The 892-nt window shown below is 41.3% G+C and carries 1 protein-coding gene; it reads left to right on the top strand.

Annotated features, from left to right (window positions below):
- Positions 1-218: 218 nt before the first annotated feature.
- Positions 219-683 carry a low molecular weight protein-tyrosine-phosphatase gene (locus PSE7429_RS23080; protein WP_009629832.1) on the top strand — a complete coding sequence of 155 codons (465 nt, stop codon included), beginning with the start codon at positions 219-221 and terminating at the stop codon, positions 681-683.
- Positions 684-892 lie beyond the last annotated feature (209 nt).

The following is an 892-nucleotide window of genomic DNA, read 5'->3' on the forward strand; positions in this document are numbered from 1 at the left end:
GCACGCTGCGCGTGCGCCGCAGGTTTTAGTTTTTTATATATAATTAAGCACACTTATACCAAAGCTCAAAATGGCTACGCCATTTTGAGCTTTGAAAACCCTTACTAGGTTTAGTTTTTAATTCCCAAAAGTGTTGTCACCCTTTCGTGAATTGGTATTACAGAGTTTTTTATTTTTTATTTATTTTTTATTTTTTTATTTTTTTTATTTATATAGGTATGACCCAAAAACTCCTATTTGTCTGTCTCGGAAACATTTGCCGATCGCCTGCGGCGGAAAATATTATGAATCACTTGATTGCAAGGGCAGGAATTAGCGATCGCTTTATTTGTGACTCGGCGGGAACGGGTGGATGGCATGTCGGCGCACCACCCGATCGCAGAATGAGAGCGGCTGCCAAGGAAAGAGGTTTAGACTTTGTTGGTTCAGCAAGACAATTTGAAGCGATGGATTTGCGGGAATTCGATCTGATTTTGGCAATGGATCGAGACAACTATCGCAATATTCTCGCTCTCGATCCGCAAGGCAAATTTGCTCATAAGGTAAAGATGATGTGCGATTATTGCGAAACTTATCCCGATAAGGAAGTTCCCGATCCTTACTACGGCGGAGCGGATGGATTTAATTATGTGATTGATTTGCTTTTTGATGCCTGTAGAGGGCTACTCAAATCTTTAAGTTAAGTAGCTAGGCGCAGAATATAAAACCCCAAAACCTGTAGCGAACGCGCAGCGTTCGCTACAGGTTTTGATTCTGGGTTCTAATTAACGTCAGTTCGGGTTAAGCTGGCAAATTTTAAAAGCCCAAAAATAAAAGCCAGACAAGAATTTTGAAGAATAGCCTGCGTTTACCGAAGCATAGGTTGCTGAAGTGAAAAGGATGGGGTGACAAA

The organism is Pseudanabaena biceps PCC 7429 (assembly GCF_000332215.1).
GTDB lineage: Bacteria > Cyanobacteriota > Cyanobacteriia > Pseudanabaenales > Pseudanabaenaceae > Pseudanabaena > Pseudanabaena biceps.